The sequence below is a fragment of the Aeromonas salmonicida subsp. salmonicida genome (genome assembly GCF_001643305.1).
Lineage (GTDB): Bacteria > Pseudomonadota > Gammaproteobacteria > Enterobacterales > Aeromonadaceae > Aeromonas > Aeromonas salmonicida.
In genome coordinates, this window is the sequence record NZ_LSGW01000044.1 from 243,597 (window position 1) to 269,491 (window position 25,895).

20 protein-coding genes and 3 pseudogenes are annotated in these 25,895 nt (G+C 60.6%); 15 read left to right on the plus strand and 8 right to left on the minus strand.

Going from position 1 to position 25,895, the window contains the following annotated elements:
* Nucleotides 1–7 precede the first annotated feature (7 nt).
* Nucleotides 8–796, plus strand: coding sequence for a heme ABC transporter ATP-binding protein (locus AXW79_RS04640; RefSeq protein ID WP_005311724.1), 789 nt, complete (start codon nt 8–10; stop codon nt 794–796).
* Nucleotides 797–867: 71 nt separating this feature from the next.
* Here AXW79_RS04640 and AXW79_RS04645 read toward each other — a convergent pair whose 3' ends face one another.
* On the minus strand, nt 868–1,494 hold the full coding sequence (locus AXW79_RS04645; protein WP_005311722.1) for a YitT family protein: 627 nt from the start codon (nt 1,492–1,494) through the stop codon (nt 868–870).
* A 332-nt stretch (nt 1,495–1,826) separates the two neighbouring features.
* Here AXW79_RS04645 and AXW79_RS04650 point away from each other — a divergent pair, with 332 nt between their 5' ends.
* From AXW79_RS04650 to AXW79_RS04670, 5 genes and pseudogenes are all read left to right on the plus strand, one after another.
* The gene (locus tag AXW79_RS04650; protein WP_005311720.1) at nt 1,827–2,837 is read left to right on the plus strand and encodes an NAD-dependent epimerase; all 1,011 of its coding nucleotides are present in this window, start codon (nt 1,827–1,829) and stop codon (nt 2,835–2,837) included.
* 276 nt (nt 2,838–3,113) lie between these two features.
* Nucleotides 3,114–3,979 (plus strand): annotated as a pseudogene (locus AXW79_RS04655) (transglycosylase SLT domain-containing protein).
* 392 nt (nt 3,980–4,371) lie between these two features.
* Complete coding sequence (gene ettA / locus AXW79_RS04660; protein WP_005311718.1) at nt 4,372–6,039, plus strand: energy-dependent translational throttle protein EttA; 1,668 nt, start codon at nt 4,372–4,374, stop codon at nt 6,037–6,039.
* A 130-nt stretch (nt 6,040–6,169) separates the two neighbouring features.
* Nucleotides 6,170–6,505: a hypothetical protein gene (locus AXW79_RS04665; protein ID WP_005311716.1), complete on the plus strand. Its 336-nt coding sequence runs from the start codon at nt 6,170–6,172 to the stop codon at nt 6,503–6,505.
* A 268-nt stretch (nt 6,506–6,773) separates the two neighbouring features.
* Nucleotides 6,774–8,109 (plus strand): annotated as a pseudogene (locus AXW79_RS04670) (NCS2 family permease).
* 68 nt (nt 8,110–8,177) lie between these two features.
* On the opposite strand, the gene djlA reads toward AXW79_RS04670, so the two are convergent.
* The 3 genes from djlA to AXW79_RS04685 are packed head-to-tail and all read right to left on the minus strand — an operon-like array spanning nt 8,178 to nt 10,712.
* Nucleotides 8,178–9,014: a co-chaperone DjlA gene (gene djlA, locus AXW79_RS04675; protein ID WP_005311713.1), complete on the minus strand. Its 837-nt coding sequence runs from the start codon at nt 9,012–9,014 to the stop codon at nt 8,178–8,180.
* Between the two features lie 19 nt (nt 9,015–9,033).
* On the minus strand, nt 9,034–9,702 hold the full coding sequence (gene murU, locus AXW79_RS04680; protein WP_005311711.1) for an N-acetylmuramate alpha-1-phosphate uridylyltransferase MurU: 669 nt from the start codon (nt 9,700–9,702) through the stop codon (nt 9,034–9,036).
* Nucleotides 9,699–10,712 (minus strand): aminoglycoside phosphotransferase family protein, encoded by a 1,014-nt coding sequence (locus AXW79_RS04685; RefSeq protein WP_005311710.1) that lies wholly within the window; start codon nt 10,710–10,712, stop codon nt 9,699–9,701. Before AXW79_RS04685 ends, murU begins: the two co-directional genes overlap by 4 nt.
* 174 nt (nt 10,713–10,886) lie before the next feature.
* Here AXW79_RS04685 and lptD point away from each other — a divergent pair, with 174 nt between their 5' ends.
* The 6 genes from lptD to AXW79_RS04715 are packed head-to-tail and all read left to right on the plus strand — an operon-like array spanning nt 10,887 to nt 17,655.
* Nucleotides 10,887–13,319, plus strand: coding sequence for an LPS assembly protein LptD (lptD, locus tag AXW79_RS04690; RefSeq protein WP_005311708.1), 2,433 nt, complete (start codon nt 10,887–10,889; stop codon nt 13,317–13,319).
* Nucleotides 13,320–13,349: 30 nt separating this feature from the next.
* Nucleotides 13,350–14,648 carry a peptidylprolyl isomerase SurA gene (gene surA, locus AXW79_RS04695; RefSeq protein ID WP_005311706.1) on the plus strand — a complete coding sequence of 433 codons (1,299 nt, stop codon included), beginning with the start codon at nt 13,350–13,352 and terminating at the stop codon, nt 14,646–14,648.
* Nucleotides 14,648–15,643 (plus strand): 4-hydroxythreonine-4-phosphate dehydrogenase PdxA, encoded by a 996-nt coding sequence (gene pdxA / locus AXW79_RS04700; RefSeq protein ID WP_011899040.1) that lies wholly within the window; start codon nt 14,648–14,650, stop codon nt 15,641–15,643. The genes surA and pdxA overlap by 1 nt, the downstream gene beginning before the upstream one ends.
* Nucleotides 15,633–16,460 carry a 16S rRNA (adenine(1518)-N(6)/adenine(1519)-N(6))-dimethyltransferase RsmA gene (gene rsmA / locus AXW79_RS04705; protein WP_011899041.1) on the plus strand — a complete coding sequence of 276 codons (828 nt, stop codon included), beginning with the start codon at nt 15,633–15,635 and terminating at the stop codon, nt 16,458–16,460. Before pdxA ends, rsmA begins: the two co-directional genes overlap by 11 nt.
* A gap of 4 nt (nt 16,461–16,464) precedes the next feature.
* Complete coding sequence (gene apaG / locus AXW79_RS04710; RefSeq protein ID WP_005311700.1) at nt 16,465–16,827, plus strand: Co2+/Mg2+ efflux protein ApaG; 363 nt, start codon at nt 16,465–16,467, stop codon at nt 16,825–16,827.
* A 6-nt stretch (nt 16,828–16,833) separates the two neighbouring features.
* Entirely contained in the window at nt 16,834–17,655 is an 822-nt protein-coding gene (locus AXW79_RS04715; protein ID WP_005311698.1) for a symmetrical bis(5'-nucleosyl)-tetraphosphatase, read from the plus strand.
* Nucleotides 17,656–17,787: 132 nt separating this feature from the next.
* On the opposite strand, the gene AXW79_RS04720 is transcribed toward AXW79_RS04715, so the two are convergent.
* From AXW79_RS04720 to AXW79_RS04730, 3 genes are all read right to left on the minus strand, one after another.
* Nucleotides 17,788–18,258 (minus strand): 2TM domain-containing protein, encoded by a 471-nt coding sequence (locus AXW79_RS04720; RefSeq protein ID WP_043143601.1) that lies wholly within the window; start codon nt 18,256–18,258, stop codon nt 17,788–17,790.
* A gap of 123 nt (nt 18,259–18,381) precedes the next feature.
* Nucleotides 18,382–18,807 (minus strand): bleomycin resistance protein, encoded by a 426-nt coding sequence (locus tag AXW79_RS04725; protein WP_005311694.1) that lies wholly within the window; start codon nt 18,805–18,807, stop codon nt 18,382–18,384.
* Nucleotides 18,808–18,810: 3 nt separating this feature from the next.
* The gene (locus AXW79_RS04730) at nt 18,811–19,800 is read right to left on the minus strand and encodes a luciferase-like monooxygenase (RefSeq protein WP_005311692.1); all 990 of its coding nucleotides are present in this window, start codon (nt 19,798–19,800) and stop codon (nt 18,811–18,813) included.
* Nucleotides 19,801–20,113: 313 nt separating this feature from the next.
* Between AXW79_RS04730 and AXW79_RS04735 the strand changes: the two genes are divergently transcribed.
* The 3 genes from AXW79_RS04735 to AXW79_RS04745 all read left to right on the plus strand — a co-directional run bounded on the left by AXW79_RS04735 (nt 20,114) and on the right by AXW79_RS04745 (nt 24,069).
* Nucleotides 20,114–20,554 carry a DUF1842 domain-containing protein gene (locus AXW79_RS04735; RefSeq protein WP_005311690.1) on the plus strand — a complete coding sequence of 147 codons (441 nt, stop codon included), beginning with the start codon at nt 20,114–20,116 and terminating at the stop codon, nt 20,552–20,554.
* A gap of 143 nt (nt 20,555–20,697) precedes the next feature.
* A complete protein-coding gene (locus AXW79_RS04740) occupies nt 20,698–23,586 on the plus strand; it encodes an HD domain-containing phosphohydrolase (protein WP_005311688.1) in 2,889 nt (962 codons plus the stop codon).
* Nucleotides 23,587–23,718: 132 nt separating this feature from the next.
* Nucleotides 23,719–24,069 (plus strand): hypothetical protein, encoded by a 351-nt coding sequence (locus AXW79_RS04745; RefSeq protein ID WP_005311687.1) that lies wholly within the window; start codon nt 23,719–23,721, stop codon nt 24,067–24,069.
* A gap of 63 nt (nt 24,070–24,132) precedes the next feature.
* On the opposite strand, the pseudogene AXW79_RS04750 reads toward AXW79_RS04745, so the two are convergent.
* Nucleotides 24,133–25,826: pseudogene (locus AXW79_RS04750) on the minus strand (AMP-binding protein).
* Nucleotides 25,827–25,895 lie beyond the last annotated feature (69 nt).

Sequence of the window (25,895 nt, forward strand, 5' to 3'; positions counted from 1 at the left end):
GTCTATCTTGCCTGCATCAACGCCCCTGCTGCGCTGTCACCAGCTCAGCCTCACCCGTGGTGGCCGCCCCATCCTGGACAGGCTCGACCTCAGCCTGCAGGCCGGCACGCTCACCGCCCTGCTCGGCCCCAACGGCGCAGGCAAGAGTTCGCTGCTCAAGTGCCTGACCGGCGAGCTGGAACATCAGGGGGAGATAAGCCTGTTTGGCCGGGAGCGGCAAGCTTGGCCCACCATGGAACTGGCCCACAGCGTCGGCGTGCTGCCGCAGAGCTCGTCCCTCAACTTTCCGTTTCTGTGCGAAGAGGTGGTCGCCATGGGGCGCCTGCCCCACAGCGAGCCCGCCAGTCGGCGCGACCAGATAGTGCGGGCCGCCATGACCCATGCCGGGGTTGAGCACCTGGCTGGCCGCCTCTATCCAGGACTCTCCGGGGGAGAGCGGCAGCGGGTGCAGTTCGCCCGGGTGCTGGCCCAGATCTGGCAGGCACCGGACGAGCCCCAGCAGCCGCGTCTGCTACTGCTGGACGAGCCCACCTCCGCGCTCGACCTCAAGTACCAGCACCAACTGCTCACCATGGCCCGCGCCCTGGCCGCCCGCAACACCGCCGTGCTGGTGGTGCTGCACGACCTCAACCTGGCGGCGCGTTACGCAGACCGGCTGGTGATGCTGGAGCAGGGCAGACTGATGGCCGATGGCACCCCGGCCGAGGTGCTGACCCCGGCCCTGATCGATCGCCTGTATGACTACCCGGCCCAGGTGATCCACCATCCAGAAACCGGTCTGCCCATGGTGGTATGAGAGGGGTCAGGCTCCCGGATAGCAAAAGAGCGCCATCAGGCGCTCTTTTTGATTGTGATAGAAGTTCTGGCTCAGGCTATCTGATAGCGGCCCGGCTTGTGATTGAGTGTCAACACCAGGTTACAGATGATGGCCGCCACCACGGAGAGGGCCAGGATCCAGGGCTGCACCACGAAGCAGGAGGCGATGACTATGGTGCAATCCAACCCCATTTGAAGCTTGCCAGCGCGGATGCCGAAGCGGTCCTGGATAAACAGCGCCAGTATGTTGAAGCCACCCAGACTGGATTTGTGGCGGAACATGATGAGCAGCCCCATGCCTATCAGAGTGCCGCCGATCAGGGCCGCATAGACGGGTTCTATCTTGCCGATCTGCAGCACGGCGTTGAGGTGATCCGTCATGAAGGAGACGGCGGCCACAGAGACGAAGGTGTTGAGGGTGAAGCGCGGCCCCATTCTGAGCCAGGCCAGGGCGTAAAATGGCAGGTTCATGCCGAAGAACAGCAGGCCGAAGCTCAGTCCCGTTACCTGTTGCAGCAGCAGCGCCAGCCCGGCGGTGCCGCCAGTGAGCAGGCCGACCTGATGAAACAGGAAGATGCCGAGGGAAACGAAACCGGCTGCGGTCAGCAGGGCGAGTACATCTTCATAGAGGGGATGCGCAGAACGGGCTGAGCGCGCAGAGCCTGGGGTGTTGTCCATAACCTGTATCCAATAGCGAAGTGAAAAGAGTGTCTTGTGTCCGCCGAGGCGGACGCGAGCCCTGTCCGCAGGGCTTCGTTATGGGATCCAGTCTATTTTTTGCGACCATGATCACAATAGCCCCGGGAAACGCCCCGTTTTGGTGCCTGTCATTCTCCATTGACAGCCAGTGCACCAAGATGCAGCATGCCGCGCCTGACGAGCTAGCCCTCGTCCACCATGGCACCACCAGCATGTGGCGCCGGTGCCCGCGCTCTGGTACAAAGCGCCCAGCCCTTTTTCAGCCCCCACTCAGGACCACAGGCCCCCATGATCAGCACAGGACAACACTCATGAAGTATCTGGTGACAGGCGCCGCCGGCTTTATCGGCTTTCACGTCGCCAGGCGACTGTGCGAGGCGGGCCATCAGGTGGTGGGACTGGACAACCTCAACGACTACTACGAGGTAAGCCTGAAACAGGCGCGACTGGCCCGGCTGCTCCCCTTCCCCCACTTCCACTTCGAACAGCGGGAGCTGGCAGATCGGGATGCCATGGCAAACCTGTTCACCAGCGGCCAGTTCGAGCGGGTGATCCACCTGGGCGCCCAGGCGGGGGTACGTCACTCACTGGAAAATCCGTTCGCCTATGCCGACAGCAATCTCACCGGCATGCTGACTGTACTGGAAGGGTGCCGCCAGCACGGCATAAACCATCTGATCTACGCCTCCTCCAGCTCTGTCTATGGCCTGAGCGATCTGATGCCCTTCTGTGCCGAACAGCGGGTAGATCACCCCGTCTCTCTCTATGCCGCCACCAAGAAGAGCGGCGAGCTGATGGCCCACGCCTACTCGGCGCTCTACGGCCTGCCCACCACAGGGCTGCGCTTTTTTACCGTCTACGGCCCCTGGGGTCGCCCCGACATGGCCATCGCCAAGTTCACCCGTGCCATCCTGGCCGGCGAGCCCATCGATGTGTACAACCAGGGCCTGCTCAGCCGCGACTTTACCTACATAGACGACATAGTGGACGGCATACTCGCCGTCGCCGAACTGCCGCCGCGCGCCAATCCGCACTGGCGCGCCAGCCAGGGCAGCCTGGCCGAAAGCGCCGCCCCCTACCGCCTCCTCAACATAGGCAATGGCCAGCCGGTGCGGCTGCTCGACTTCATCGAGGCGCTGGAGCAGGCGCTGGACAAGCCCGCCATCAAGCGGATGCTGCCCATGCAGGCAGGCGACATGCACGCCACCTGGGCCGACAGCGAGCCCCTTCACACCCTCACGGGCACCCACCCCGCCACCCCGCTCAGGCAGGGAGTCGCCGAGTTCGTGCGCTGGTATCTCGACTATTACCGGCCGGGGTGAGCCACGGTGACATGAATGTACAATCCTGACTAAATAGCGCGGCGTGGAACATGAGTCATCACAGGCTTCCCCCATCGCAAGCCGTTTTTGCTACCCCTTGTGATGGGACTGTCCCTTCCAATGCCCACCGGCATCCCACACGGGCCTGTATTTGCCATTGGTTCCATACCATTTTGATCTCTGGGCAGGTGGCGTCATAACAACAGGATCCACTGGATTAATGGCAGAGCGGGCCATGTTCCCCTATATCTTCTGTACCCCAACAGGAGAGAATCCATGGCGAGCCTCAGCGAAAACAGGCTGTTTTTGCTGCTTTTTTTATCGCTGTTGCTGGCCGGTATTACGCAGGCTGCAGCGCAAAGCAGGGATTTCAGACAAGCCCCCAAGGCGCTCACTGCCCTGAAAAAGGGTCAGGTGGCGCAGAGCCAGGGCAATTTGACCCAAGCCATCCACTTCTATTGTGCCGCTGCCACGACAGGCAACCCGGAAGGCTATTTTCGCATCGGTCGCCTGCTTGCCACCGGCCCGGGCTCGGTGCGCAACCCCAAGATGGCCAACGCCTACCTAGCCATGGCAATGCGCCTTGGCAATCAGCAAGCCGCCCGCTACTACAATGCCCGCATCGGCAACGCCATCATGGGGGATCAGTGTGGCGCCGGCGTCGGCGGGGGAGCAGGCAGTTACTTTGCCGAGATCCCCAATACCCCTTTCAATCTGGATGCCTACCTGGCCCGCCAGTCACCAACCAAACAGAAACTGGCCACCATGTTGCGCCATGCAGCCAAGCAGCCAAGCACCACAGCCTCGATGAGCGGCTGGTGTTGGCCATCGCCATTGCCGAATCCAACCTCAATAGCCGCGCCGTCTCCCCCAAGAATGCCCAGGGGCTGATGCAACTCATACCGGAAACCCAGCAGCGCTTCGGCGTGACTCGCCCCTTCGATCCGGCACAGAACATCAAGGGGGGCGTGACCTATCTCAAGTGGCTGGATCGCCGGTTTGATGGCAACTGGATACTGATGTCGGCAGCCTACAACGCCGGAGAGAGAGCGGTGGAACAGTACGGCGGCATCCCCCCCTATCAGGAGACCCAACAATATGTGCGGCGAGTGCTCTACTTCGCCGGTCACAAGGGGAAGTAGCCCTCACCCGTTCATACCCGATCTGGAAATAGACGTCGGCCCCTTCCCAACCAGCGACCGGCAATCAGAGCCAGGTACAACCCAATGTCTCGCTCGCGGCCAGCGAAAATATTGGCCGGCAAGACTGGTCAGCGACGAACAGCCAAATATGGCGGCTTTGGCACAAAAAAGAGTCCTCATCATGCTAGGCGAGCCCCCAGCACACAGCCGGATGTGACGGCTGCGGCAAAGAGGGCTACAAGCCGGGCCCTGCCTTTGCCCCCCTTCCCCCATTGGTTTACAATCGGAGCGTTTTTTGGAACCGGGTTGACGGCGTGTCGACCTGGCCCCACCACGACATCAGTCTGTTAGTGCCAAGACATTAACCTGCTGAATAGGAAGAGAATTAGCCAATGGCTCAATTTATTTACACTATGAACCGGGTCGGCAAGGTAGTGCCGCCCAAGCGTCATATCCTCAAGAATATCTCCTTGAGCTTCTTCCCGGGCGCCAAGATAGGCGTACTGGGCCTGAATGGTGCCGGTAAGTCCACCCTGCTGCGCATCATGGCGGGCATAGATACCGAGATCGAAGGGGAAGCCCGTCCGCAGCCCGGCATCAAGATCGGCTACCTGCCCCAGGAGCCGAAGCTGGATCCTGAGCAGACAGTCCGCGAAGCGGTGGAAGAGGCGGTCGGCGACGTCAAACGCGCCATGGCTCGCCTCGACGAGGTCTATGCGGCCTACGCCGACCCGGATGCGGATTTTGACAAACTGGCCCGCGAACAGGGCGAGCTGGAAGCCATCATCCAGGCTCAGGGTGGCCACAACATGGAAAACCAGCTGGAGCGCGCGGCCGATGCCCTGCGTCTGCCGGCCTGGGACGCCAAGATCCAGCACCTCTCCGGTGGTGAGCGCCGCCGTGTGGCGCTGTGCCGTCTGCTGCTGGAAAAGCCGGACATACTGCTGCTGGACGAGCCGACCAACCACCTGGATGCGGAATCCGTGGCCTGGCTGGAGCGCTTCCTGCACGACTACGAAGGCACAGTCGTGGCCATCACCCACGACCGCTACTTCCTCGACAACGTGGCAGGCTGGATCCTGGAACTGGACCGCGGCGAAGGTATCCCGTGGGAAGGCAACTACTCCTCCTGGCTGGAGCAGAAAGATGCCCGTCTGGCCCAGGAGGCCAGCTCCGAAGCGGCTCGTCGCAAGTCCATCGAGAAAGAGCTGGAGTGGGTTCGTCAAAACCCGAAAGGTCGTCAGGCCAAGTCTAAGGCTCGTATGGCTCGCTTCGAAGAGCTCAACACCAACGACTACCAGAAGCGCAACGAGACCAACGAGCTGTTCATTCCGCCCGGACCCCGCCTCGGCGACAAGGTGCTGGAGGTGGCCAACCTGCGCAAATCCTACGGTGATCGGGTGCTGATCGACGATCTGTCGTTTGCCATTCCGAAGGGAGCCATCGTCGGGATCATAGGTCCGAACGGTGCCGGTAAGTCGACCCTGTTCCGCATGATGTCGGGTCAGGAGCAGCCGGATTCCGGCACCATCACCCTGGGCGAAACCGTGGTGCTGGCCTCTGTGGATCAGTTCCGCGACAGCATGGATGACAAGAAGACGGTCTTCGAAGAGGTCGCCGACGGTCAGGATATCCTGCGCATCGGCAACTACGAGTTCCCGAGCCGCGCCTATATCGGCCGCTTCAACTTCAAGGGCGCCGATCAGCAGAAGCGGGTCGGCGAGCTGTCCGGTGGTGAGCGTGGCCGTCTGCATCTGGCCAAGCTGCTGCAGACCGGCGGCAACGTGCTGCTGCTGGATGAACCTACCAACGACCTGGACATTGAAACCCTGCGCGCCCTCGAGAACGCCCTGCTGGAGTTCCCGGGTTGTGCCATGGTCATCTCCCACGATCGCTGGTTCCTCGACCGCATCGCCACTCACATCCTGGACTACCAGGACGAGGGTAATATTGCCTTCTTCGAAGGCAACTTTACCGAATACGAAGAGTGGAAGAAGAAGACCTACGGCGCCGAGGCGATCCAGCCCCATCGCGCAAAATACAAACGCATCACCAAATAAGGGTGACGGCGTCACAAGGGGAGCTTCGGCTCCCCTTTCTATTGCCTTTTGGCATACAATCCAAGACGGATGCCTTTGCATGGATGTATCGAAATGACGACCCAGACCCCCACTGCATGGATGTATCGAAATGACGACCCAGACCCCCACAGAGAAGAAACTCACCATCCAGATCCGGGTCGAACCCGGCTGCCTCGGGCCGGATGGCAAAGAACACATCGAGACCTTCTGTGTCGCCGCCGCCAAGATCTTCGCCGCCATCTATCCCGAGCTGGTGAGCTGGGTGCTGATCCCGCGCTATGACAAGCAGTTGCCGGAGCAGGAGTTCTTCATCGAGGGGCGCAAGTTGACCGAGGAGCAGGCCAGTATGTTCCTGCGTCGTGTCGGTAGAGAGCTGGGGGAAGTACAGGACAGACTCGACTCCGTGCTGGCCCAACTGGTGGAGCGTTACTTCAAGACCCTCTGACGCGGCCTCTGTCAGCCATAAAAGGTTCTCTATCGAGGACCTTTTTTATTGCTCAAAAAGAAAACGTTTGAATTTTTGCTCTATTCATTGATCCGCTTCGCAGATCCGGGGTTTGTAAACGCCGCCGCCTGTGTGAAAATGTGCGCGCTGTCACGGTATCAGGACGAGTCTGGTCACTTAGCCACCAGAAAAACAGCCCCCTTGCCCACGCATGGATGGGGTGCCGACTCTCCTGCTGCTTATTTCACGTCACCTATTGGAATCCAACATGAACCAACAACACCAAGCTGCCAATCAGGCCGCCGGGCAAGGATTGCTTGAGCGCCTGTTTGCCCTGCAAGGCCATGGCACTACCGCCCGCACCGAGGTCATCGCCGGGATCACCACCTTCCTGACCATGGTCTATATAGTGTTCGTCAACCCGCAGATCCTCTCTGCGGCGGGCATGGACACCCAGGCCGTGTTCGTCACTACCTGCCTTATCGCTGGCATCGGCAGCATACTGATGGGCCTGTTGGCCCATCGCCCTGGCCCCGGCCATGGGACTGAACGCCTTTTTCGCCTTCGTGGTGGTGGCTGGCATGGGCTATTCCTGGCAAGTCGGCATGGGCACCATCTTCTGGGGTGCCATGGGTCTGCTGATCCTCACCCTGCTGCGGGTTCGTTACTGGCTGATCGCCAATATCCCGCTCACCCTGCGGGTCGGCATCACAGCCGGTATCGGTCTGCTCATCGCCCTGCTCGGCCTACACAACGCAGGTATCGTAGTGGCGAGCCCGGCCACCATGGTGACGGTGGGCGATCTCACCTCCCTGCCCTGCCTGCTGGGGCTGCTCGGTTTCTTCCTGATCTGCATCTTCTCAGCCCGCGGCGTTCACTCCGCCGTGCTGATCGCCATAGTGGTGACCACCACCCTGGGCTGGCTGTTTGGCGATGTGACCTTCAAGGGCTTTGTCTCCATGCCACCGAGCATAGAGCCGGTGTTTGGCCAGCTGGATTTGATGGGGTCGCTCGACATCAGCCTCGCCGGGATCATCTTCTCCTTCATGCTGGTCAACCTGTTCGACTCTTCCGGTACCCTGATCGGCGTCACCAACCGCGCCAAGCTGGCGGACGACAAGGGTCACTTCCCGCGCATGAAGCAGGCGCTTCTGGTGGACAGCGTGAGCTCGGTCGGCGGCGCCTTCATGGGCACCTCCTCTGTCACCGCCTTTATAGAGAGCAGCTCCGGCGTCGCCGTCGGCGGCCGCACCGGCCTGACCGCCATAGTGGTCGGCCTGCTGTTCCTGCTGGCGATCTTCTTCTCCCCCGTCGCGGCCATGGTGCCTGCCTATGCCGCCGCCGGCGCACTCATCTATGTCGGCGTGCTGATGTGCTCCGAGCTGACCCGGGTGAAGTGGGAAGACCTGACCGAAGCTGTGCCCGCCTTCATGACAGCTGTCATGATGCCGTTCAGTTTCTCCATTACGGAGGGGATCGCCATCGGCTTTATCTCCTACTGCGTGATGAAGGCAGGCACAGGCCGCTGGCGCGAGATCAACCCCTGCGTACTGGTGGTCGCCCTGCTGTTCGTGCTCAAGTTTGTCTGGGTCGACAGCCACTAAACCTGACTTTCGCAAACAAAAATGCCCGTCATCGACGGGCATTTTTTATGGCTGGCAGATAGCGGCACTCAACGGATGCCGCGGGCCTCGCGGATCCACTCCCAGGCCTGCTGGATCTCCTGGGTCTTCTCCTTCGCCATCTCCATCATCTCAGGTGGCAGCCCCTTGGCGGCCAGCTTGTCGGGGTGATGCTTGCTCATCTCCTTGCGGTAGGCGCGCTTGATGTCCTGATCACTGTCGCTCTCGCTCACCCCGAGCAACTGGTAGGCATCCTTGAGGCGATCCGCTGACGGCGCCTCCTGCCGATACTGCTGCCCGCCGTGCTCACCGCCCTGATACTGGCCGCCATGCGCCCGGTTGAAAAAGTTCATCTGCGCTTCGGCCATCGCCAGGATGCGGGCCAGCTCGATGCGGCTGAAGCCCAGCTCATCGGCGATGGTATGCAAAATGGCGCGCTCATCGGCCTCGACCTTGCCATCGGCAAAGGCGGCCTGCAGTTGCACCTCCAGGAAGAAGCGCAGAATGTCCCGCTGCCCCAGGCTGGCACGACGGAACTCGGCCAGGGTTTCCCGCAACGGGAACCCAGCCTCCTTGCCCACACGGAACGACTCCTGGGCGCGTGCTCGCTGATCCCCCACCAGTCGCATCCGATCCATCAGGTTGGAGGCAACCCGGATCTCCTGCTCTGTTACCTGGCCATTCGCCTTGGCGATATGACCCATGACGGCGAAAGTGGCATGGAAAAAGACCGCCTGTTGTTGTTGGCTGGGGCCACGCTGAAACGCGCCCCGAATACCCATGCCCCGATCGAAACGATGGCCGATCCAGAGGCCAAGCAGGGCACCAAAGATGTTGCCGAGCAGAAAACCGAAGAAGGCGCCCAGCACCTTACCCCAAATACGCATGGTTCAAGACCTCGTGATGTTAATGAGTGCGCCGTTGCAGCTGATCATCCAGCTCGCGCAGCCGCTCTGTGGTGCCAATATCGCGCCACTCGCCGGCCAGCATGGCGCCACCGACCCGGCCTTGCGCCATCCACTCGCGCAGCAGGGGGGCCAGCTTGCGCGCCCCCGACGGCAAATCGGCAAAGGCGGCGGGGTCATAGAGCCCGACACCACTGAAGGTGAAGGCTGGCGCATCCTGCACCCGACCGGCGTGAAGCGAGAAATCCCCATGAGGATGCTGGGGCGGATTGGGCACCAGCCAGAGATGGGCCAGATCCGTACCCAGTGGCTGGTTGACCAGGGTGCGATAGTCCAGACTGAGCCAGGTATCGCCGTTGATCACCAGAAACGGATCGGCACCAAGCAGGGGCAGCGCCTGCACTATGCCACCGGCGGTTTCCAGCGCACTCGCCTCTGCCGACCAGTGAATGCTGACCCCGAACGCACTGCCATCACCGAGCGCTTCCACCAGTTTGTGGCCGAGCCAGGCGTGGTTGATGACAAGCTGGGTCACTCCGGCAGCCTTGAGCTTTTCGATATGGTGCACTATGAGCGGCTTGCCCCCTGCCGCCAGCAGCGGCTTGGGCAAGGTGTCAGTGAGCGGGCGCATCCGCTCGCCACGGCCGGCAGCCAGGATCATCGCCTTCATACCGGGGCTCCGGCCACTCGGGCCAGCCCGGGCAGCACCACTTGCTGCAACCAGGCACCGAAGCGGGCCAGCTCCGGATAGCTGGCGCCATGTTGCTGGCACACATCCACCACATAGCCCAGGGTGCGGGGAATGTCCTTGAGGTAACCGGACTTGCCATCCCTGTGATAGAGGCGGGTGAAGAGACCCGCCGCCTTCAGGTGACGCTGCATGCCGGTCAGGTCGGCATGACGACGGAAACTGGCATAGTCGAGCCCGCCAAGCAGACCCGCCTGCTGCAACGTATCGAAGCCATGGCGCATGCCCTGCTCGATCACATCGTCGGGCCAGCGCACGTAACAGTCTTTCAGCAGAGAGACGAGGTCATAGCTGAGGGGACCTATCACCATGTCTTGAAAATCGATGATGGCCAATTCGCTGCCGTTTGGAGTATCACCACCACAGACCATCAGGTTGCGGCTGTGAAAGTCACGGTGCATCACCCCCTGAGGCTGAGCCAGATTGCTGGCGGTGAGGCAGGCAAACATATCATCCAGCAGCTGTTGTTCAGACTCGCTCAGGGCCAGTTGCAGATGATGGCCCAGCAGCCACTCGGGGAAAATACTGTTTTCACGGGCCATGAAGGCAGCGTCGAAGGGCTCCAGCGCCAGTGCTACCGCCCCCAGTCTGGGTAGCAAGGCGATGGCTTTGCCATACCAGGCCAGCACATTCTGCGCATCCAGACAGCTGATAAGCTGGGTATCCCCCAGATCTGTCACAGCCAGCAGGCCATCATCATAGTCCACCCCCTTTACCTCGGGCGCCAGCAGCCCCATGGCATGCAAAGCAGAGGCATTGCGGACAAATTCATGATTTTTTTCGGTTTTTGGATTGGCATCCACCCACACCAAGCCACCGCCACGGTAGTAGCGGCGAAAACTGGCGTCACCAGAAATCAGGGTCAACTCAAGGTTGGCATCACCGGAAATCCGGCGAGCCCATTGCAATAGCAGGGAATCGCGATCGTACATAAGTCGGGGACCGAATTGGAAAGCAGCACTTGGCTGTTAGCCCTGGCCGCAATAATGCTTTATCATTGCCGGCTAACATAAAGCAATGACATGCAATGTCAACTCGATGAATCCTGTCGTAAAATGCATGTCTTGAATCAGCCGTATCTACCACGGATTGCGCGAGTCTTTCACATGACAAAATGGACACTGGGGTACTCATATCCCATCGCCCTGACCATCAGCCTTATCCCAGCCCTGACCCCGGCCATAGTGCAGGCGGCTCCGCTGACGCCGCCGCCCGCCACCGGGATCCTGGACGGGCTCTGCTATGACTATGTACCCAAGGTAGAGAAACTGGCCCCCGGAAAGGATGCCAACGCCCAACCTGTCGAAGTGGATGCCGATCGGCTAGAGGCCAAGCAGGGCGGTACCGCCGTCTATCAGGGCGATGTCAAAGTTCGCCAGGGTGTGCGCAAATTTGACTCGGATTATGCCGAGCTCGATCAGAAGAGCCGGGATGTCATCGCCATCGGCAACATCTATTACAACGATGGCCAGATCACTGTCACCAGTGACAAGACCCTGAAATCCAACCTGGATACCAAGAATTCCGAGCTGGAAGAGGGCAAATACCAGGTTCATGGCTCACCGGTACGCGGCTCTGCCGACCGGGTCACCATGACCAACAACAACCAGAACATCACTCTGGAAGGGGCTCAGTACACAACCTGCCCACCTGGCCAGGAAGTATGGACCCTGAAAGCGGGCAGCATCGACATCGATCAGACAGAGGTGTTCGGGGAAGCCTGGAACGCCAGCCTCTGGCTCTATGACTATCCAGTATTCTATTTCCCGTATATCAACTTCCCCATCAAGGATGAGCGCAAAACCGGCCTGCTCTACCCGGGTTATACCCAGAGCTCCAAGAACGGCATGGACATCACCCAGCCGTTCTACTGGAACATAGCGCCCAACTACGATGCCACCATCACTTCCCGTTTCATGGACAGACGGGGCCTGATGGAGCAGGTCGAGTTCCGCTATATGCCGGACCCGGCCCATGTCGGCAGCCTCTATTTCGAAAATCTGGCAGACGACAAACAGTATGATGAAACCCCCAGCCTGAACGAAAAGCTGTCTGACGGGCATCGCTATTTGCTCAATGCGCGCCACACCTCACTGTTTGCCGACAATGCCATGCGGGTGTCGGTCGACTACACCAAGGTCCGGGATCGGGATTACAACTACTTCAACGACTTCTCCCCCAAGGTGGGCACCCAGGTCGAGAACCAGTTGCAGCAATCCCTGATGGCCGGCTACTTCCAGCAAAACTGGAACCTCAACACAGAGGTGCGGACCTACCAGATACTGCTGGCAAGTGCCCAGCAGCCTCACGAACTGATGCCACGGATCAACCACAACTACTACCATCAGGGCAACTGGTACGATCTGGCCTGGAATACCGAAGTCACCCGGTTCGGTTACAACAACACCCAGGCCTCAGCGCAAAACCTGGGAGATGCCTATACCGGCACCCGGGTCTACACGGCGCCGACCCTGACCATGCCGCTCATCGACGAGGCGGGCTACTACCTCGACAGCCAGTACAAGCTGATGTACACCCGTTACGATCAGGAAGTGCCGGACAACATGAGCTCCACCTTCACCAAGCGGTTCACTCCTGAAGGTGCGAGCGGTGTTACTTTGGATGAGGGCATCATCACCCGGACACTGCCTTCCTTCCGCCTCAAGGGCGGCATGACCTTCGAACGCAACCAGGACTGGTTTGGTGGCGACGCCAATCAAACCCTGGAGCCCGAGTTCCAGTACCTCTATGTGCCCTACAAGGATCAGGACAACATAGGTGTCTACGACTCCACCACCATGCGTCAGGACTACTACAGCCTGTTCAGCGACCGCCGTTATGCCGGTCTGGACCGCATCAGCGACTCCAACAGGGTCTCACTCGGTGTTACCACCCGGGTTTATGATCAGGCTGGTGATGAACGAATTCGACTGGCCGTTGCCCAAGCTTTCGACTTTGTTGCCCCCAGGGTCAAGCTCTACCCCAGCGAGTCACTGGCGACCAACACCCGCTCCCCGCTCTCGTTTGAGGGGGATGCCAAGATCAACGAGCAGTGGTTTGCCCATGCCGGGGCGCAATATGATATGGATCAGAGCGAGATCAGCTCTGCCAACAGCGCCCTCGAGTATCGCCGCGAGAAGCTGATCAGCCAGTTGAACTACCGCTTCGTGCGCAATGCCAACTACGACCTGTCGAACACCAACCAGGTCGCCGACCTAAATCAGGTCGGCATGCTGTTGACCACACCGCTCAATGATCAGTGGCACCTCTACGGTGGCTACTATCACGACCTTGATCAGGGAGTGAAGGTGGATCGCAAGGTGGGTCTGAAATATGACTCCTGCTGCTGGAGCATCAACTTCAACCTGGAGTGGGTCAATACACCGGATAACGTGACCATGCGTCCGACCTCGGAGCGCAGCCTGGGCATTCAGTTTGAAATGAAAGGATTGGGTAGCGTGGGTACCGGCTCCAAGGGCACCTCCCTGGATACCGAAGCACTGCCTTACATTCGTCCGTTTAACCTGCGAGACCAATAACCGGTCTGGCAAACGCCTTGAGAGATGGATATGAAGAAGACGTTGATTTCCCTGCTGACTGCAGGCCTGTTCGGAGCCATGAGTCAGGGGGCCTTCGCCGCCCCCGAGCTGATGGACAAGGTGCTTGCCGTGGTCAACAAGGACGTGGTGCTGGCCAGCCAGCAGGAAGCCCTGGTACAGAAAGTCAAAAGCTCTGCCCAGGAGAGCGGCCAGTCCCTGCCCGATGATGCCACCCTGCGCAAGCAGGCGCTGGATCGCCTGATCCAGGAGAGCCTGCAACTGCAACTGGCGGATCGCCAGGGCCTGAAGATCAGCGACACCCAGCTGGAGCAAGCCATCCAGAGCATAGCCGCCGACAACAAGATGACCCTGGATCAGCTGCGAGCCCAACTGGCCCGCGAAGGCCTGACCTATGCCCAGTATCGGGAAGAGGTGCGCCGCGAGATCCTGATGAACGAAGTGCGCCGCAACCAGGTGCGCCGTCGCATCAATATCTCCGATCAGGAGGTCAAGCAGGTGGTGGATATCCTCGCCAAGCAGGGCCAGCAGCAACAGCAGTACCATGTCGGCCATATCCAGATTGCCCTGCCTGACAACCCGAGCGCCGAGCAGCTCAACGCCGCCAAGAGTAAGATAGAGCGCATCCTGGCTGCCCTGAAACAGGGCGCCGACTTCCGCAAGCTGGCCATTGCCGAGAGTAATGGTCCCAAGGCACTGGAAGGGGGCGACTGGAGCTGGATGAGCCCGCAAGAGATGCCGACCCTGATGGCCGAAGCGGTACAAGGCGCAGCCAAGGGTGACATAGTGGGCCCGCTGCGCTCTGGCGCCGGTCTGCACATCGTCAAGGTGTTCGATGCCAAGGGTCAGCAGCAGGTGCTGCAGACCGAGGTAAAAGCACGCCACATACTGATCAAGCCTTCCATCATCCTCAGCGAAGAGAAAGCCAAGGGCATGCTGGATGGCATACTGCACGACATCAAGAGCGGCAAGGCGACCTTCGCCAGTCTGGCGGAAAAATACTCCGAAGATCCGGGCTCTGCGGTGCAGGGCGGCGAGCTGGGCTGGTCTGATCCCAACGTCTATGTGCCGGAGTTCCGCGACATGGTCAACCGCCTCAAGCCGGGTGAGCTGAGCGCCCCCTTCCGTACTACCCACGGCTGGCACATAGTGCAGCTGGAAGAGCGTCGCAGCCAGGATGCCACCAGCAAGGCCCAGGAGCAGCGTGCCTATCAGCTCATCTTCAACCGCCGCTTCACCGAAGAGTCCCAGGCGTGGCTGGATGAGCTGCGTGACGAGGCCTACATCCAGATTGAAGGCGCCGGCAGCTGATGAGCTGTCGTCGTCTCGCCATTACGCCGGGTGAGCCCGCCGGAATAGGCCCGGATCTGGTGCTGCAGATAGCCCAGCAGGATTGGCCCCACCAGCTGGTGGTGATCGCCGATCCTGCCCTGATGCTCGAACGGGCCGCCCTGCTGGGGCTGCCCATCGAGCTGGAACCCTATGATGCAAAGGCCCCTGCCCAGCCGCAGCAGGCGGGTACCCTGAGCATCTGTCCACTCAGCCTCGGCGCCCCCGTGGTGCCGGGTGAGCTGAACGAGGGCAACGGCGCCTATGTGCTGGCCACCCTGCAGCGCGCCTGTGACGGCAACCTCAGCGGTGAATTTGCCGCCGTGGTAACCGGGCCGGTGCACAAGGGGATCATCAATCAGGCGGGCGTGTCATTCAGTGGTCATACCGAGTTCTTCGCACAGCAGTCAGGCACCGCCGACGTGGTGATGCTGCTGGCGACCGAAGGCTTGCGGGTGGCGCTGGCGACCACCCATATCCCGCTCGCCTACGTGGCCATGGCCATCACGGAGGATCGCCTCGGCAAGGTGATCCGCATTCTGGATGCGGATCTCAAAACCAAGTTTGGCATCGCCAAGCCCCGGATTTACGTCTGCGGCCTCAATCCCCACGCCGGGGAAGGGGGTCATCTCGGCCGTGAAGAGATTGACGTGATCGAACCCGCCCTGGCCAGCTTGTGCCAGGAGGGTATCGATCTGGTCGGCCCGCTGCCGGCCGATACCCTGTTCCAGGACAAATACCTCAAGGATGCGGATGCGGTACTCGCCATGTACCACGACCAGGGGCTGCCCGTGCTCAAATACAAGGGGTTCGGCAGTTCGGTCAATATCACCCTTGGACTTCCTTTCATCCGCACTTCGGTGGATCACGGCACTGCGCTGGATCTGGCAGGCAAGAGCCTGGCGGACCCGGGCAGCCTGATCACCGCGATTAACCACGCCATCAAGATGGTAGAGAAAAAAAGATATGAGCAGTAAGGTGCAGAGCAACAAGGTGCACATGGGTCACACGGCCCGTAAGCGTTTCGGTCAGAACTTCTTGCATGACCGCTATGTGATCGATCAGATAGTGGCCGCCATCAATCCGCAGCCGGGTCAGAATCTGGTGGAGATAGGCCCGGGCCTCGCCGCCCTGACCGAACCGGTCGCCTCCCAGATGGACAAGATGACAGTGGTCGAGCTGGACCGGGACTTGGCCGCGCGCCTGCGCGAGCACCCGACCCTCAAGGACAAGCTGACCGTGATCGAGGCCGATGCCATGCGCTTCGACTTCGGCACTCTGATGGGGGAAGGCAAGGGGCCGCTGCGCATCTTCGGCAACCTGCCCTACAACATCTCCACGCCGCTCATCTTCCACCTGTGCGATTTCGCCGACCGGGTAGAAGACATGCACTTCATGCTGCAAAAAGAAGTGGTATTGCGGATGTCTGCCGGCCCGGGCAGCAAGGCCTATGGCCGCCTGAGCGTCATGGTGCAGTACTACTGCCAGGTGATCCCCGTGCTGGAAGTGGGCCCTGGCGCCTTCAAACCGGCACCGAAAGTGGATTCAGCCGTGGTCCGTCTGGTGCCGCACAAGAACCCGACCATAGTCGCCAAAGACATCCGCTGCCTGAGCCGCGTCTGTACCGAAGGCTTTGGCCAGCGCCGCAAGACCATCCGCAACAGCTTCGCCAACTTCATCACGGACGCTCAGCTGACCGAGCTTGGTATCGATGGCAACCTGCGCCCGGAGAATCTCTCCCTGGAGCAGTTCGTCATGATCGCCAACTGGCTGGCGGATCAACAACAGGCCTGATCCCGTGGCATACCCGCATATCGTTATCCGCCCATACCCGCGTTATGTGGCGGATACCCAGGACCCTTACCAGTTCCACTATCTGATCGAGATCGAGAATCTGGGGCCAGGGCCGGCGCAGCTGCTGCACCGGCGCTGGCTCATCACGGATGCCAACGGCAAGATGCTGGAAGTCGAGGGCCCCGGCGTGGTCGGGGAGCTGCCCGTGATTGCCGAAGGGGAGACCTTTCGCTATCAGAGCGGAGTGCCACTCGACACCCCCTTTGGGGTAATGGAAGGGAGCTATACCCTGCAAGATGAGTCAGGGCAGCCGTTCGAGGCGCCCATAGCGCCTTTTACCCTGGCCGTCCCAAACATTATTAACTGAGGTTTCATGGCGAACTGTTTTGTTGGCGATATCCAGGGCTGTTATGACGACTTGCGTCGTCTGCTGGATCTCGCAAAGTTCGATCCAGCCAAGGACGTGCTCTGGCTCTGCGGCGACCTGGTCGCCCGCGGACCGGACTCCCTGAAGACACTGCGCTACGTCAAGTCGCTGGGCCAGCGGGCCGTCACAGTGCTCGGCAACCACGACCTTCACCTGCTGGCGGTCGCCGATGGCGTTGCGCCGCTCAAGAAGAAAGACAAGCTGCAAGCCCTGATGGAAGCGCCGGATCGGGACGAGCTGCTGACGTGGTTGCGCCATCGCCCCCTGCTGGCGGAGCACCCGGATCTGCCCATCATGATGGTGCATGCCGGTATCTCCCCCGCCTGGGACGCCCGAACGGCACGCAACTGTGCCCGCGAAGTGGAGAGTCTGCTGCGCGGCGATCAGTACAGCTGGTTGTTGCACAACATGTATGGCGATCTGCCCGATGGCTGGAGTGAAGATCTGGCAGGTATCGAGCGTTACCGCTACATCATCAACACCTTCACCCGGATGCGCTTCTGCTATTTCGATGGCCGACTCGAGTTCAAGTGCAAGAAGGGCCCCACGGAGTCTACTCCCGGCCTGCGCCCCTGGTTCGAGCAGCGCGAGCACCATATGGATGACCCCATACTGGTATTCGGCCACTGGGCGGCCCTGATGGGCAACACAGGCAGGAACGACATCAAGGCGCTCGACACCGGCTGCGTGTGGGGCAACAGCCTCACCCTGTGGCGTTATGAAGACGATGCCCTGATAGCGACGCCCTGCCCCACTCACGCCAAGTGATGGTTAAGGGCTGCGCCTGAGCGACGAGAGCCTCACTCTGTCGCGTTACACAAGAACAAAGCCCGGCAAGTTGCCGGGCTTTGTTCTATTCGCACCAATGAGTTACAGCTTGCGCCCCAGTCGCTTCTCGATCTAGCGTCGCTCCCATTCCGGACCAAACAGCTTGAAGGGCTGGAACAGGTTGATGGCATGGGAGATCAGCCCCAGACCCCACCCCAGCGCCGGCCACCAGGCCCAGATATAGTCCGGGTTGCTGAGGTAGTTGATGACAAACAGCCCGCAGATCACCAGCACATAGCTGAAAATGTGGTAGTAGAAGCCTTTGAGCCCCTCCACATACCCCATGGCAGCCCGCTCCTCTGCCGACACCTGCACCCTGTCCTGACCCATAGTTTCATTCCCTCTCATCTCGCGCTCCTGTTGTTGTGTCCCATCCAGTTGAGCCACATCAAGTTCAAAGACGGAGGCCAGGGCCTTGAGAGATTCCAGTCCGGGCTGCTGACCCTGTTCGATCCGCTGTATGGTGCGAACACTCAAGCCAGTCAGGGTCGCCAACTGATCCTGTGACCAACCCCGTTGCAATCTCAACTTCCTGACGATCATCATGAGCTCCTAGTGGTGGTAGACAGGGCCAGCATAGGGCCAGCACGGAGAAAGGTGACACGACAGATGGCCGACATCAACCTGACTATTGTTTAAAATCAATGAATTAGATGTAATCTTGGATCAGAAAGCCGGTCGTTCGCCCAGATGCTGGACGAACCGCAACAGATAACCGTCGGGGTCCTGTACCAGAAACTCCCGCTGACCCGAGCTCATATTTCCCACCGGATACCAGGATTCACGCAGTGGTCGATAGAGCGCCACCCCGGCCAGCGCCAGCCGAGCGAGCAGGGGCTGGATGTCGGTCAGCTCCATCTGCAAATTTATACCGCGTCCCAACGGAGGCTCCAGCACACCGGTCAGCCATCCTGCCGGATGGATCTGTTCCAGCATCAACTGTACCTGTTGCTGCTCCAGATATGCGAAGGGGGGATCGTCGCGCTGATAGCGCACAGTAAACCCCAATAGCCCGGTATAGAAAGGCAAGGAAGCTGCCAGGCTGGTCACCGACAGCTCGGGCACCATGGGGTTCCAGTAGACCTCATCCATGGATCACAGGCTCTGCATCAGCTCGGCCGCGATCTCGAACGAGCGCAGCCGCGCCCCCTGATCGACGATGGGGCCGTTGAACATCAGCTCATCGGCCCCCGTCTCGGCCAGCAACGCCTTGAGGCCGTGACGCACCTGATCGCGATCTCCCACCAGTGAGCGGGACAGGGTCTGCTCTATCGCCATCAGCTCACGGGGTGACCACTCTTCCTCCAGCCCGGCCACAGGTGCGGGCAGCTTGCCAGCATCACCCCGGTAGAGGCGCAGGAACTGTTGCTGCACAGTGGTGAACTGGAAACGGGCCTCCCGCTCGCTGTCGGCGGCGATCATGTTGATGCAGACCACCGCATAGGGCTTGGGCCAGCGCACCGAGGGGCGGTACTGGGCGCGGTAGATCTCCAGCGCCTGCAGCAACAGACCGGGAGCAAAGTGAGAGGCAAAACCAAACGGCAGCCCCATAGAAGCGGCAAGCTGGGCACTGTAAAGGCTGGACCCAAGCAGCCAGATGGGCAGATGCAGCCCCTGACCCGGCACTGCCTGTACCGCCCCTGTCTCGTCACCGAAATAACTCATCAACTCGCGCACATCCGCCGGAAACTCATCCACGTCGCCGCTGCGCTGACGTCGCAGTGCCTGCATGGTGCGCTGATCCGTGCCCGGGGCACGACCCAGCCCAAGATCGATGCGATCAGGGTAAAGCGAAGCCAAGGTGCCAAACTGCTCGGCAATCACCAGCGGTGCATGGTTCGGCAGCATGATGCCGCCGGCGCCCAGTCGCAGGGTCTTGGTGCCCCCCGCCAGATGACCGATCAGCACAGCGGTGGCAGCACTGGCGATGCCCGGCATGTTGTGATGCTCCGCCAGCCAGTAACGCTGATACCCCCAGCGCTCGGCATGCTGGGCTAGGTCCAGCGAACGGCGAAACGACTCGGCCGGGTGGGAGCCTTCGGGCACGGGGACCAGATCGAGCACTGAATAGGGGATGGCAGACATGGGTCACTCCATTGATTTACAGACCAGTAACAAGGGAGGCAATGTAGCACGGGATACCTGAACGAATCACGCGCCAGGCCAACGAATTGACCCTGGCTCTTTGCTGGCAACCGATAATCTAAATCACCGCACCGCCTGAGTTCCCTTAGCCTCCTGCCTTGCCAGGGGTGCTGATGGCGCTATGCCAGCCCGGGCTGAGCGTCAAGTGACAATATCCACAGTTACCCGGTCTGACCGCAAGCGCTAGCATGCTGTGGCTCGTCGTCTGGTTGTGAGCTCAACCTACCCCCTCTTCTTGCAGGAGAATACAGGCATGAATGCAATCACAGACACCAAGACAGGCCTCTTCCTCGCCTCTTTCGAGATCGGCAAAGCCATGCCGGGGGCGCAACTGCTGCACCTGAACCTGGCAGTCTATACGCCGGGGGAGACAGTCAATGGCGTCGCCCATCTGACCCAGGCAACCAATCCACCGCTCGACATGGCCTCCGAACTGAAAGGCCAATACACCTATATGTGCGTCATGCCCAAGCAGTGCCATATCCTGGTGACTGCGCAGGGCTACCCCATTATCAAATGGCCCCAGAGCGGCGGGATCGGGCCGGTGATCCAGCCCAACTTCGAGCTGCGCATGGTGCTCGGGGAAGACTGGAAATCAGGCACGGCCAACTACAAATATCAGGACAATCATCAGGTGTGGCATGAGGTGAAAGACGCCCCCGTCACCCTGGTGCCCGCCGCAGTACTGGCTTGACCCCCTCAAGACGGCCCCGATGGGGCCGTTACGTTTATGCCATATCCTGATATATCTGAACGGGTTATTGTGTTTTCTGTCATCCTGTTGGCACACTGATAGTTGATCGTCTCTGCAATCGCCCGTGTGACAAGGATGTGTCCATGACAAGTGCCAGGCCAGGTCGTAAACCCTTCTATGTGCATATCGCCACCCTCTTCATCCTGCTGTTTACCCTGCTGGGCAGCGCCCTTATCGCGTTGCAATTCCAGCAAGCGGCACAACAGGGACTGGAGCATGAACGGCAAAATTTCCTGCAATACCGGGAGCAGCTCGCCCTTGCCCTTCAATTGAACGAGCGGCCGGCCCGCATGTCCCTCAGTCTGCTGCGCAGCGGTCAGCTGGCGGCCATGAACAGTCTGGATGCCCGGCTCGGCTACCTGCCACAACTGGCAGAGGTGCTGGCCAACAGCCCCAGTTATGGTGCCGTCTATGCCGGCTACGCGGATGGTGATTTCTTCCTGGTGCGCAAGTTGACCGAGCGGGCCCGAGCCCAACTGGACAGGGTCCCAGCGGCCAGCACCTTGCTGGTGCAGAGCCTGCACCAGGGCAAGGGGGAGTTTCTCTACTTCGACCAGCGGCTGACCCTGCTCGAGCGCCGGGCCATGCCTCAATACCAGTTTGATCCCCGCAGCCGCGACTGGTACAAGCAGGCACGCTGGCGTTCAGGCATCGCCACCACCCACCCCTATCTCTTCTTTACCACCAAGGAGCCAGGCATGACGCTGGCGGTGGAAAGCGACAACAGAAGGGCAGTGATCGGGCTGGATACCAGCGTCGAGGGACTGTCGGCCCTCATCGGTGAACTGCGGTTGCCAGAGCAGAGTCAGGTGGTTCTGTTCGACGAATATGCCACTCTGCTTGCCACGGATCCCAAACAGCTTCCCAGCTTCGAGCAACTGAGCCAGCTGCCCCTGCTGTCGGCGCTGTCCCATCCCGTGCTGACCCAGCTGCAGCAACAGGTCACCAGCCAACCTGCCTTGCTGAGCAGCCCGGTGGAGCTGAATCTGACCGCCGCCGATCAGAGTGACTGGCTGGTCAATCTCTCTCCCCTCGGCGAGGGATCTCCCTTTTATATCGCCTTGCTGGTCTCGGCCGACCTGCTCTACCAGCAGGCTCGCAACGAAGCGCTGATCAACCTCGGCTGGGCACTGGCAGGCTTGCTGCTGCTGTTGCCGGTGATCTGGCTGGTCTCCCGCCGCACCGCGACCCCCCTGCTGGCCCTGACTCAAGAGGCGGAGCGGATCCAGCACTTCGACTTCGGCGAGAGCCGGGTGCCGGAATCGGCGATCCGCGAGATCGACGATCTGGCCCGTACCATGTCCGGCATGCGACTGACCCTGGGCAACTTCATGAACATGGGCCGGGCACTGGCGGCGGAACACCGCTTCGACTCCCTGCTCAGTCGCATACTGCACGAGACAATAGCCGCCGTGCAGGCCGAGGGGGGCTGCCTCTACCTGGCGCAAGAGCAGAGCATGGTGGCAGTCCAGGCGCTCTGGCGGCAACAGCCTTTGCCTGCCGACCAGGCTCCCTGGCAGGAGGCGCTGCTCGGCAAGCTGGCTCATGGCGAGCGGCTTACCCTGGCCGTCGACGAACGGGGCTGGCAGCAACATCTGGCAAGCTGGGGTCCCTTCCCCGGCCCTTGCCAGCTGGTCGCCGAGCCACTGTGCAATCATCGACAGGAGCTGATCGGCTGCCTGCTGTTGATCCTGCCCGGCTGCTCTGCGCGCGAACTGGCCTCGCGCATCAGCCTGATCGAGGCGCTGGCAGGCACGTCTGCTTCCGCCATTGAGAACCAGCGCCTGCTGGAGGAGCAGAAACAGCTGCTGGAGTCCTTCATCGAGCTGATGGCAGGGGCCATCGATGCCAAGAGTCCCTACACGGGTGGCCACTGCCAGCGGGTACCCGAACTGACCCGGATGCTGACCGAAGCGGCCTGTGCCCAGCAGCAGGGCCCCTTCGCCGACTTTCGGCTCAATGAAGAGGAGTGGGAGGCTATTCACATCGCGAGCTGGCTGCACGACTGCGGCAAGGTCACCACGCCGGAGTTTGTGGTCGACAAGGCCACCAAGCTGGAGACTATCTACGATCGGATCCACGAGATCCATACCCGCTTCGAAGTGCTCAAACGCGACGCCTATATCGAGGTGCTGGCGGCCCGTCTGCCGGCGTCAGAACGGGAAGCGGCAAGAGCGGAGGTGGCGCCACGCTGGAGCACCCTGGATCAGGAGTTCGCCTTCGTCGCCGAGTGCAACCTGGGCGGGGAATGGATGGCACCGGAGAAGCTGACACGGCTCGATGCCATCGCCAACCGCACCTGGTTGCGCACCCTGGACGACAGGCTCGGCATCAGCCGGGAGGAACTCAAGCTGCACCAGAACGAACCGGCCCCCCATTTGCCCTGTATCGAGCCACTGCTCGCTGACAAGACAGTCCACCTCATACCCCGCCCCGTCCACGACAGCCTGGATGAACGCAATCCCTGGGGCTTCAAGGTCAGGGTGCCAACCTATCTCTACAACCGTGGAGAACGGTACAACTTGGCCATCGGCCGCGGCACCCTCACAGAAGAGGAGCGCTACAAGATCAACGAGCACATCATCCAGACCATCCGCATGCTGGAGCGGCTCCCCTTCCCGCGCCATTTGCGCAATGTGCCCGAGATCGCCGGTGGACATCATGAGCGCATGGACGGCAAGGGTTACCCCCGCCAGTTGCTGGGGCAACAGATGAGCATCCCGGCCCGCATCATGGCCATCGCCGACATCTTCGAGGCGCTGACCGCCAGCGATCGCCCCTACAAGTCGGGCAAGACGGTGGCTCAATCCCTGACCATCATGCAGAACATGGTGCGTGAGCAGCACATAGACCCGGCGCTGTTTGCCCTGTTCGTCAGCAGCGGTATCTGGCGCGACTATGCCGAGCGTTTCCTGGCGCCGGAACAGCTGGACCAGGTGGATGAAGAGGCTCTGCTGGCCACACAGGCATAGACAGGGTTCATATTTTCTTACATTTGTATGCTGGTTTGGGCAGGCCCGCTTGGTTATAACTGTGCCCTACAGCGAAGGGGGAGCAAAAGACTCCCCCTCACTCTTTATCACACCACATGGTTCAGGTTATTTATGTCAAAACATCTCATCATGCTGGGCGCGCTGGCGCTGTCCGGCTGCGCCCTGTTGTCGCCACCCCCGCCCACCGTTACCCCTGTCCATCTGGCCGATGCCAGCCAGCGGGGTTTCTATATCGAGTGCAGCAGCATGACGGCCTGCTTCCAGCAGGCCAACCAGACCTGCCCCCAGGGATACAAGGAGACGGATCGTCGTCAGCAGACGCTCTACTCCACCCAGTACACAACGGGCAGCTATGACGAAGAGAAGAAGATATACAAGGCGGGCACACCCCACCGCATCGCCAATACGGTCCATTCGTTGACCATTCAGTGCCCAAAGGATGTGAGCATCACGCCGCGCTAGCAGCCTGTTGGCAACAACGAACAAAGGGCCCGCAGGCCCTTTTCTCATCGCGGTAACACCACCTCAACGCGTCGCCTCGGCATGCTGGCGGGCCAGCTCGCGGGTCATGGCCTCCCGCATCTTGAACTTCTGCAGCTTGCCGGTCACCGTCATGGGTACTCCTCCACGAAACGTATGTATCTTGGCACCTTGAAGTAGGCGATGCGGGCCGAGAGGAAGTGCTTGATCTCCTCCTCGCTGACCATCTGATCCGGCCTCAGCTTGACCCAGGCACACACCTCCTCCCCGTAACGCTCGCTGTCGACACCGAACACGGCGGCATCCTGCACCGCAGGATGATCATAGAGCCGATCCTCTATCTCGCGGGGATAGATGTTCTCGCCGCCGCGGATGATCAGCTCCTTGCTGCGCCCCACTATCTGCACATAGCCCTCTTCATCCATGATGCCGATATCACCCGAGTGCAACCAGCCTTCATCATCTATGGTTTCCGCCGTCTTGACCGGGTCCTGCCAGTAACCCTGCATGACCCCCTTGCTGCGGCAGCAGATCTCACCCCGCTCGCCAATGGGCACCAATTCACCGCTCGGGTCAATCAGCTTGATCTCGGTGTGGTCAAGGGCGCGCCCCACAGTGGTGACGCGCTTGTCCAGCGGCGCATCAATGGCGGTCATGTGATTGATGGGGCTGCACTCGGTCTGACCATAGGCGATGGTCACCTCTGTCATGTGCATCAGAGTCTGCACCTTGCGCATCAAGGGCTCCGGGCAGATAGCTCCTGCCATGATGCCGGTGCGCAAAGAGGAGAGATCAAACTCGCCAAAACCGGGTAGATCCAGCTCGGCGATAAACATGGTTGGCACGCCATGCAAGGCGGTGCAACGCTCCTCGCTCACCGTCTGCAGGGTCGCCACAGGATCGAACGCTTCCGATGGAAACAGGGCGCAGGCCCCCACGCTGATGCACACCAGATTGCCAAGCACCATGCCAAAACAATGATAGAGCGGCACGGGTATGCAGAGCCTGTCCTGCTCGCTGAACGCCATGCCCCGCGCCACCTGCCGGCCGTTGTTGAGTATGTTGCCATGGCTCAGGGTCGCGCCCTTGGGGCTGCCCGTGGTACCCGAGGTGAACTGGATATTGATGGCATCATCCGGTTTGAGGGTAGCCGCCACCCGGGCAAGCCAGGCCGGATCCTGCGCATCCCCCAGGGCTTGCACGGCGCTGAAGTTCAGCATACCCGGCGTTTGCGCCTCCCCGAGCCGGATCACCATTTCCAGGCTCGGCAAGCGGGCGCTGACCAGCTGCCCCGGCGGCGAGCTTGCAAGCTCGGGGGCCAGCTCATTGAGCATGGCGAGGTAGTCGCTGCCCTTGAAGGCACTGGCACAGATGAGGGCGCGGCAACCCACATTGTTGATGGCAAACTCCAGCTCGTAGTTGCGATACGCTGGGTTGATGCAGACCATGATGGCGCCAATGCGGGCCGTGGCGAACTGCACCAGGCACCACTCTATGTTGTTTGGCGACCAGATGCCGACCCTGTCCCCCGGCTGGATGCCGAGCGCTAGCAAGCCCAGTGCCAGCCTGTCTATCTGGATGAGGTATTCACGGTAGTTCCAGCGGATCTGCTGGTGACGCACTACAACGGCGGGGCGGTCGGGGAAACGTTCGGCTATCTCTTGCAGATACTCGCCAATGGTCTGGTGAAGCAAGGGCTGGTCGCAAGGACCGGCCCGGTAGCTGAGCAGTGAGGTCATGGGGTGACTCCTGGCCACATTCGATGGATATTGCCTACTGCTCGGCTGGCACGCTTTTTTCAGCTTGTT

Bases quoted from the DNA above. Each gene is read 5' to 3' on its own strand.
- lptD (WP_005311708.1), top strand. From the start codon at position 10,887: ATGACAAAATGGACACTGGGGTACTCATATCCCATCGCCCTGACCATC.
- AXW79_RS04645 (WP_005311722.1), bottom strand. From the start codon at position 1,494: ATGGACAACACCCCAGGCTCTGCGCGCTCAGCCCGTTCTGCGCATCCC.
- AXW79_RS04740 (WP_005311688.1), top strand. From the start codon at position 20,698: ATGACAAGTGCCAGGCCAGGTCGTAAACCCTTCTATGTGCATATCGCC.
- surA (WP_005311706.1), top strand. From the start codon at position 13,350: ATGAAGAAGACGTTGATTTCCCTGCTGACTGCAGGCCTGTTCGGAGCC.
- djlA (WP_005311713.1), bottom strand. From the start codon at position 9,014: ATGCGTATTTGGGGTAAGGTGCTGGGCGCCTTCTTCGGTTTTCTGCTC.
- AXW79_RS04665 (WP_005311716.1), top strand. From the start codon at position 6,170: ATGACGACCCAGACCCCCACAGAGAAGAAACTCACCATCCAGATCCGG.
- AXW79_RS04725 (WP_005311694.1), bottom strand. From the start codon at position 18,807: ATGGATGAGGTCTACTGGAACCCCATGGTGCCCGAGCTGTCGGTGACC.
- AXW79_RS04650 (WP_005311720.1), top strand. From the start codon at position 1,827: ATGAAGTATCTGGTGACAGGCGCCGCCGGCTTTATCGGCTTTCACGTC.
- AXW79_RS04730 (WP_005311692.1), bottom strand. From the start codon at position 19,800: ATGTCTGCCATCCCCTATTCAGTGCTCGATCTGGTCCCCGTGCCCGAA.
- pdxA (WP_011899040.1), top strand. From the start codon at position 14,648: ATGAGCTGTCGTCGTCTCGCCATTACGCCGGGTGAGCCCGCCGGAATA.
- AXW79_RS04735 (WP_005311690.1), top strand. From the start codon at position 20,114: ATGAATGCAATCACAGACACCAAGACAGGCCTCTTCCTCGCCTCTTTC.
- AXW79_RS04745 (WP_005311687.1), top strand. From the start codon at position 23,719: ATGTCAAAACATCTCATCATGCTGGGCGCGCTGGCGCTGTCCGGCTGC.
- AXW79_RS04715 (WP_005311698.1), top strand. From the start codon at position 16,834: ATGGCGAACTGTTTTGTTGGCGATATCCAGGGCTGTTATGACGACTTG.
- ettA (WP_005311718.1), top strand. From the start codon at position 4,372: ATGGCTCAATTTATTTACACTATGAACCGGGTCGGCAAGGTAGTGCCG.
- rsmA (WP_011899041.1), top strand. From the start codon at position 15,633: ATGAGCAGTAAGGTGCAGAGCAACAAGGTGCACATGGGTCACACGGCC.
- AXW79_RS04720 (WP_043143601.1), bottom strand. From the start codon at position 18,258: ATGATCGTCAGGAAGTTGAGATTGCAACGGGGTTGGTCACAGGATCAG.
- murU (WP_005311711.1), bottom strand. From the start codon at position 9,702: ATGAAGGCGATGATCCTGGCTGCCGGCCGTGGCGAGCGGATGCGCCCG.
- AXW79_RS04685 (WP_005311710.1), bottom strand. From the start codon at position 10,712: ATGTACGATCGCGATTCCCTGCTATTGCAATGGGCTCGCCGGATTTCC.